We start from the raw sequence: 7,218 nt of genomic DNA on the forward strand, positions 1-7,218 counted from the left end.
AGAATCAAAATTAAACAAAAAAACAAAAAATAAGCTTATGAATTTTTGTAAACTTGGACTTGCCGTTATTGAAACCGAAGCACAAGCTGTATTCGAATTAAGCCAACGAATTGATAACCGATTTGAAAAAGCATGTGAGTTACTGCTTTCCTGTAAAGGACGGATCGTTGTAACTGGCATGGGAAAATCAGGACATATAGCCAATAAAATTGCTGCTACTTTATCAAGTACAGGCAGCCCTTCATTTTTTATGCATCCAGGTGAAGCAAGTCATGGTGATTTGGGAATGATTACACGACAAGACACCGTGATCGCCATATCCCACTCAGGCAATACTGTTGAACTAGTCACCTTACTTCCTTTATTAAAGCGATTAGAAATACCACTTATCACCTTAACCGGTAATCTTGAATCTGCTTTAGCAAAAGCATCCGATGTGAACTTAGACGTCAGCATTAAACAAGAAGCGTGCCCACTCGGGTTAGCGCCTACAACCAGTACAACAGTAGCATTGGTAATGGGAGATGCGCTAGCAATCGCTCTTTTACAAGCCCGAGGGTTTAGCGAAGAAGATTTTGCTTTATCTCATCCTGGAGGTTCTTTGGGCAAACGACTTTTATTACGTATTGATGATCTCTGTCATCAAGGAGAACAATTGCCCCTTGTTCCTGAAAATGCGACTGTTAGCGAAGCACTTATTGAAGTAACCGATAAAAAACTCGGGATGACTTGTGTTATTGATAATAAAGGATATCTTACTGGTATCTATACCGATGGAGACATTCGGCGAACTTTGACACGTCAATATGACATTAACACTACTCCAATTAAAGAAGTAATGACACGTAATGCACGCACTATTTACAAGGGAATGCTTGCGGCCGAAGCCTTGGCTATGATGCAAAAATACAGTATAACGTCACTAATTGTAATTGATGAAGAAAAAAGGCCTGTTGCCGTGCTTCATCTTCATGATTTGTTAAAAGCTGGTGTTTTTTAATGATCAAGTTAATAGAACACGCGAAAAATATAAAATGCCTCATCTGTGATCTCGATGGTGTACTGACAGATGGTTTTTTATATATTGATACTCACTGTAATGAGCAGAAAACATTTCATATTCATGATGGTGTTGGGTTAAAACTACTCATGGCAGTCGGCATTGAAGTCGCTGTTATTACTGGTTCTCGTAATCCATTAGTTGATCATCGAATGCAACAATTAGGTATTCTTCATTATTATAAAAATAAAATAGATAAAAAAGAGGCTTATAATCAACTCAAAATGACATTAAACCTAAAAGATGAACAATTCGCTTATATAGGTGACGATATTCCAGACATCCCTATTATGCAACAAGTAGGACTTAGTGTTTCTGTTGCTGATGCAACATACTTAGTTAAAGAAATTGCCATGTGGCAAACTACTTTACCAGGCGGTCGTGGCGCTGTACGTGAACTATGCGACTTTATTCTTAATGCACAGAATAAAATGGATTTAGCTATAGCAGGTTATTTAAAACAATGAACGCAGCAAAACAATTCATGTGGCTTTTTTTTACATTAATTCTTCTGGCTTGTTCAGGATGGTATTACAGCCATTCAACAACAATAATACGTCTGGATCATGACACTTTGGCAAATTCAGTAGATACTACAATTTCTCATGTAACAGTACGCCAGTTTAATCAAAAAGGCACTCTAACGAATTTATTAACCGCGCCACTCATGCAACATATTCAAAAGGGCAATGTTTATTTATTTGAAAATCCTCATATTATTGTAAGTCAAGATGAACAACCACCTTGGGACATTCGCTCAGAAAAAGGCAGATCGATTGAGGGAGGTAAGCAAGTTACATTTCTAGGTAACGTGATTGTACATCAGAAGCAAGGCAATAAATCCCAAGAAAGCACTTTAAAAACAGAAGAAGTAACCTACTTTCCAAAAGAAAAAAAAGCAATTTCTGACGTTTTAGTAACTTATGAGCAATCAGGTAATGTCGTTCAATCTACTGGAATGAATGCTTATCTAGAGGAAAAGCGAGTAGAGTTACTTCATCGAGCCCGAGGAAGTTATGTTCCAGCGAATGGTTAGTTATAGTGTGTCACACCACTGTTTTAAATGGTGGTTCGGTTTATGGTTCCTTTTGACATGTGCTTGCTCTTCATATGCATTGTCTGAAGATAAAGAAAAAGTAATGCATGTAATGGCCGACTCAGCAGATTTGAGTCAACAACAACATAAAGGTGTTTATACCGGTAATGTTGAGTTGATACAAGGGACAACAAATCTACGGGCCACTAAAGCAATCACTTTAGGTAACGACAAGAATCAGCTTGTTGTAGCCATAGCCAGCGGAATTCCAGGACAGCAAGCTCATTATTGGACAACAACAGATCCTAAAAAACCGCCCCTTCATGCATATGCTGATACCATCCGTTATTACCCACTACGGCATTTAATTGAATTAATAGGAAATGCACGAGTTGAACAAGGAAATAACTCGTTCTCTGCAACCAAAATAAGTTATGATACTGAAAAACAGCATGTTTTATCTCAGGGCGATGGCAACAAAAGAATAATGATTATTTATCATCCAGAAAAGAAACCATCATGAGTATTCTAGAAGCACGAAACCTCAAAAAATCCTTTAAATCGCGAACAGTGGTTGATGGAATTACCCTTCATATAAACAAAGGCGAATGTGTTGGTTTGCTAGGACCTAATGGTGCTGGAAAAACGACTTGTTTTTACATGATAGTAGGACTACAGGCTTGTGATGAAGGTCAAATTTTCTTATCCGAAAAAGACATTACATCAAGTGCCATGCATCAACGAGCTCGTTTAGGAATTAGCTATCTCCCCCAAGAAGCCTCTGTATTCCGTAAGCTTACTGTTGCAGAAAATATTATGGCGATACTAGAATTGAGATCTGATTTAAGTGAGCAAGCTCGAGAAGAAAAACTCGATCTTTTACTTCAAGAATTTCATATTTCCCATCTAGACAAAAGTTTAGGTATGTCCTTATCAGGAGGAGAGCGACGGCGTGTTGAAATTGCTAGAGCTTTGGCCATAGAACCCTCTTTTATTCTACTCGATGAACCTTTTGCTGGGGTTGATCCAATTTCGGTCATTGATATAAAAAAAATTATTCAACATTTATGTAATAAAGGCATTGGGGTACTCATCACTGATCATAATGTAAGAGAAACCTTAGATATCTGTGAACGCGCCTATATTGTCAGTCAAGGAAAAATATTGTGTGAAGGAACACCGGATATTATACTGGCTAACCAACAAGTAAGGGCTGTTTATCTAGGTGAAGACTTTACTTTATAAAACTCAGGGCGTAGCTCAGTGGAACTCGGAACTATAAAGCGACTACTTTAAACTACGATTATTAATTCAAATTTTAATTTAACATGTTACTTATCATCGATAACTACGACTCATTTACTTACAATCTAGTGCAATATTTCCAATGTTTAAATCAAGAAGTAATTGTTTTCACACATGATCAAATTAGTTTGACGCAAATAAAGAAGCTTAATCCCAGCTACTTAGTGATTTCCCCTGGGCCCAAAGCACCTAAGGATGCTGGTATTTCCATGGAAGCAATTTATAATTTTTATCAAGATATCCCTATATTAGGAATTTGTCTTGGACATCAATGTATTGCAGAAGTTTTTGGCGGTAAAATTATATCCGCTCCAGAAATAGTACATGGGAAAACATCAACTATTATACATAATCAGCAAGGTATATTTGCAAATATACCAAATCAATTCACAGCAACCCGTTATCATTCCCTAGCCGTTGATAAAGACAGTCTGCCTGATTGTTTCTCGATTGATGCATGGGCAGATAATACCATTATGGCAATTTCACATCGTCAATATCCTATTTTTGGTCTACAATTCCATCCAGAAGCTATATTAAGCCAGCATGGACTAAAACTATTAGATAATTTTTTAAAATATGAAACCTAATCTTCTATTTGAACACCTAATTGCTAAAAAAAATTTAAGCCCTGAGCAAGTGCAAGATGTTCTTCGTGCTTGTATGTCTGGTGAATATAGTGATGCTCAAATTGCTACTTTTTTAGCACTGATGCGTATGAAAGGTGAAACTACCGATGAGCTAATTGCTGCTGCAGAAGTCATGCAGCAATTAGCTCATTATATAAAATTAGATACAAATTTAATTGACATAGTAGGTACTGGTGGAGACGGAAAAAATACGTTTAATGTTTCTACTGCCTGTAGTTTTGTAGTTGCAGGTGCGGGATTTCCTGTTGCGAAACATGGCAATCGCTCAGTCTCCAGTCGTAGTGGTAGCGCCGATTTATTAGAGAAAGCAGGATTCATACTTAATCTTACAGATGAGCAAATGCAAATTTGCATGAAACAATGTGGCTTAACATTTTTATTTGCCCCTCATTATCATCCAGCGATGCAATATGCTCGAGCAGCTCGTCAACAATTAGGAATTAGAACTTTATTTAACTTACTTGGTCCATTAATTAACCCTGCTCGTGTAAAAAGGCAAGTTGTAGGAGTATTTTCAGCAACTTGGCAAAAACCCTTGGCCTCTGTTCTTGCTCATTTAGGAAGTGAAAGAGCCTTAGTAGTTAGTTCTCAAGATGGTTTAGATGAAATCAGTATTGCAGCCCCTACAAATATAGTTGAATATCGAGAGGGTAGATACAATCATTGGATTATTAATCCTGAAGATTATGGTATCAAACATCGTTCTTTAAATGAAATTATTGTTGACTCACCGACTCAAAGTTTGGACTATATCCAAGCAGTATTTTCCGGAAAATTAGGGGCTGCACGAGATATAGTATTATTAAACTCTGCAGCAGCTATTTATTGTGCAGGTAAAGATTTATCTTTTGAACAAGCATTAGAACACGCTAAAATCGCTATAGATAGTGGTAAAGCCAAGCAATGCTTTATACAACTTCGACAATTAACTCAAACTTTAAACAAAGAATCAAATCATGAATAGTGTACTACAGCGTATTACGCAACAAAAATTAGAAGAAATCAGTTTAGCTAAGAAAAAAAAGCCTTTAGATTTACTAAAACAACAACCAATCATGGAGCAAAGAAATTTTCTTACTGCCCTACAAACTAAAGAAACACCAGCCATTATTGCAGAAATTAAACGAGCATCCCCCAGCAAAGGACTAATTAGAGAAGATTTTAATGCAGCAGAAATTGCAACAATATATGCGCGTCATGGAGCACGTTGTCTCTCTGTACTTACTGATATTGACTTTTTCCAAGGTCACCCCGATTATATAGCTCAAGCAAAAATGCATTGTAACTTACCCATATTACGTAAAGATTTTATTCTTGATACCTATCAAATTTATGAAAGCTTAGCTTTAGGTGCTGACTGTATTTTACTTATTGTCGCCTTACTTGATGATGTTGAGTTAATTGAGTTTTGCCAATTGGCTCAGGAGCTTGGTATGGCTGTCCTTGTAGAAAGTCATACTCAAGAAGAACTCGAACGCGCTTTACGTTTACCTACTCCATTAATAGGAATCAATAATCGTAGTCTTCATACATTTGATACAAATATACAGTTGAGTATTGATTTAAAACACTATATTCCCAAAGACAGAATAACTATTACTGAAAGTGGAATTAATACTCATGCAGATATTCGTTTGATGCAATCTCATGGCATAAATACTTTTCTTGTCGGAGAAAGTTTAATGAGGGCTAAAGATATAGGTAATGCATTAGATCAACTCATCAATGGAAACTAATAAGAGGTGTAAAGCAATAGCACACTAAGCTTAAAAAACGGATCTGTTCGAGGCATGCTTTGATTTTGGCGAAATGACGAATTTAATATTGAATAAAAATGATCTTTATACAGCAGAACATCGATCAAGTATACGATGACTTCCAAAGTATCATTTTCATGCAAAACCGTATCCAATAAATATCGTCTAGGCCACAACATTCCAGACATGCCTCATATAGACCTGTACGGTGCAAATTACTATTCTAAATCTGGTTCTGTGGGCTCTAATGGCTCAGGTTCAGGTAATCCAGGATCATCTGGCTCAAAAGGCTCTGGATTTTCTGGATACTCATTCGGCACACTAGGAAACTCATCAGGTTCTGGTATTTCATCGCCGTTTTTCAAAATAGATCCTTTATTTTGTTTAAGATTATAAAAAATTATAGCAAAGGAAATAAAATGAAAGTAGCTGTTATCACCGGTGCTGCAAGTGGAATTGGATTAGCATTAACCCAAGTTCATTTACAACGAGGGCATTTTGTAGTTATGGTGGATAAGGATAGCGTTAAACTTAAAAATGAAGCCACACGATTATTGGCTTTATTTCCAGAAAAAATTTTGGAAGTTTCTTGTGATATAACCAAGCCAAACCACGTGAGTCAATTGGCTCAACAGGTTCAATTCGAGTTGGGACGTATCGATTGGATTTATAATAATGCAGGTATTATAGGTCAATTAAGCCCGATTTGGGATTTATGCCCTGAACACATTCAAAAAGTAATGGACGTTAATTTATTTGGAATGATTCATATGATTCAGGCGTTTACGCCCTTCTTATTTCAACAAACATTTTATTCACATATCATTAATATAGCCAGTTTATATGCTCTTTGTACGGGTTCACAGACAGCTTCTTATTCTATGTCAAAACATGCAGTTTTAGCGCTATCTGAATCTTTATATTTTGATCTAGAACGTATGAAAAAACCGGTAAATGTCTCCATAGTTTTTCCTTCTTTTACTGATACAGCGCTGTTATCTCACAGCGAACATGCTCACTCACAATTCCAAGAAATATTAAAATCACTTTTGTCTCACTCACGACCTGCTCTTGATATAGCTGAATATATAATAAACGAAGTTGAACAAAAAAAATTCTATATTTTTCCTGATGCAGAAGTTAAAGGATATTGTGAAGAACGAACTAAGGCCATGATATTTCAAGAAACACCACATGTGACTAACATTGAAAAATTAATGAGTGCCCTTATTAAGCGACAATCTAAAAACTCATCATAGATATTCAATCATATTTGATTTCTGCTTCAGTTGATTGCTTCATGTTGTGCTAAAGCCCACAATATGTAATAGGTCACCCCTAATAAACTTTAAAGAAGTTTATTAGGAGAACTGATCCTCTTTATATTCTAACCAAAGCTACCGCCAAAAG

At 36.3% G+C, this 7,218-nt stretch carries 10 protein-coding genes; 9 read left to right on the forward strand and 1 reads right to left on the reverse strand.

The features are described 5' to 3' along the window. The first annotated feature begins 37 nt into the window (after window positions 1–37). The 8 genes from Lsan_RS11450 to trpC all read left to right on the forward strand — a co-directional run bounded on the left by Lsan_RS11450 (window position 38) and on the right by trpC (window position 5,787). Window positions 38–1,000 (forward strand): KpsF/GutQ family sugar-phosphate isomerase, encoded by a 963-nt coding sequence (locus Lsan_RS11450; protein WP_058514535.1) that lies wholly within the window; start codon window positions 38–40, stop codon window positions 998–1,000. Then, window positions 1,000–1,527 carry a KdsC family phosphatase gene (locus Lsan_RS11455; protein WP_058514524.1) on the forward strand — a complete coding sequence of 176 codons (528 nt, stop codon included), beginning with the start codon at window positions 1,000–1,002 and terminating at the stop codon, window positions 1,525–1,527. Before Lsan_RS11450 ends, Lsan_RS11455 begins: the two co-directional genes overlap by 1 nt. Beyond that, window positions 1,524–2,096: an LPS export ABC transporter periplasmic protein LptC gene (gene lptC, locus Lsan_RS11460; protein WP_058514525.1), complete on the forward strand. Its 573-nt coding sequence runs from the start codon at window positions 1,524–1,526 to the stop codon at window positions 2,094–2,096. The genes Lsan_RS11455 and lptC overlap by 4 nt, the downstream gene beginning before the upstream one ends. Then, window positions 2,077–2,619, forward strand: coding sequence for a lipopolysaccharide transport periplasmic protein LptA (lptA, locus tag Lsan_RS11465; RefSeq protein WP_058514526.1), 543 nt, complete (start codon window positions 2,077–2,079; stop codon window positions 2,617–2,619). The genes lptC and lptA overlap by 20 nt, the downstream gene beginning before the upstream one ends. Then, window positions 2,616–3,341 carry an LPS export ABC transporter ATP-binding protein gene (gene lptB / locus Lsan_RS11470; RefSeq protein WP_058514527.1) on the forward strand — a complete coding sequence of 242 codons (726 nt, stop codon included), beginning with the start codon at window positions 2,616–2,618 and terminating at the stop codon, window positions 3,339–3,341. The genes lptA and lptB overlap by 4 nt, the downstream gene beginning before the upstream one ends. Window positions 3,342–3,424: 83 nt before the next feature. Beyond that, complete coding sequence (locus Lsan_RS11475) at window positions 3,425–3,991, forward strand: aminodeoxychorismate/anthranilate synthase component II (RefSeq protein ID WP_058514528.1); 567 nt, start codon at window positions 3,425–3,427, stop codon at window positions 3,989–3,991. Beyond that, window positions 3,981–5,015 (forward strand): anthranilate phosphoribosyltransferase, encoded by a 1,035-nt coding sequence (gene trpD / locus Lsan_RS11480; RefSeq protein WP_058514529.1) that lies wholly within the window; start codon window positions 3,981–3,983, stop codon window positions 5,013–5,015. Before Lsan_RS11475 ends, trpD begins: the two co-directional genes overlap by 11 nt. Continuing rightward, a complete protein-coding gene (gene trpC / locus Lsan_RS11485) occupies window positions 5,008–5,787 on the forward strand; it encodes an indole-3-glycerol phosphate synthase TrpC (protein WP_058514530.1) in 780 nt (259 codons plus the stop codon). Before trpD ends, trpC begins: the two co-directional genes overlap by 8 nt. 239 nt (window positions 5,788–6,026) lie before the next feature. Here trpC and Lsan_RS22505 read toward each other — a convergent pair whose 3' ends face one another. After that, window positions 6,027–6,173 carry a hypothetical protein gene (locus Lsan_RS22505; RefSeq protein WP_165482602.1) on the reverse strand — a complete coding sequence of 49 codons (147 nt, stop codon included), beginning with the start codon at window positions 6,171–6,173 and terminating at the stop codon, window positions 6,027–6,029. Between the two features lie 54 nt (window positions 6,174–6,227). Between Lsan_RS22505 and Lsan_RS11495 the strand changes: the two genes are divergently transcribed. Further along, entirely contained in the window at window positions 6,228–7,067 is an 840-nt protein-coding gene (locus tag Lsan_RS11495; RefSeq protein ID WP_058514532.1) for an SDR family NAD(P)-dependent oxidoreductase, read from the forward strand. Window positions 7,068–7,218: the final 151 nt, after the last annotated feature.

This window comes from Legionella santicrucis, from assembly GCF_001468135.1.
In the GTDB taxonomy this organism is placed as follows: domain Bacteria; phylum Pseudomonadota; class Gammaproteobacteria; order Legionellales; family Legionellaceae; genus Legionella; species Legionella santicrucis.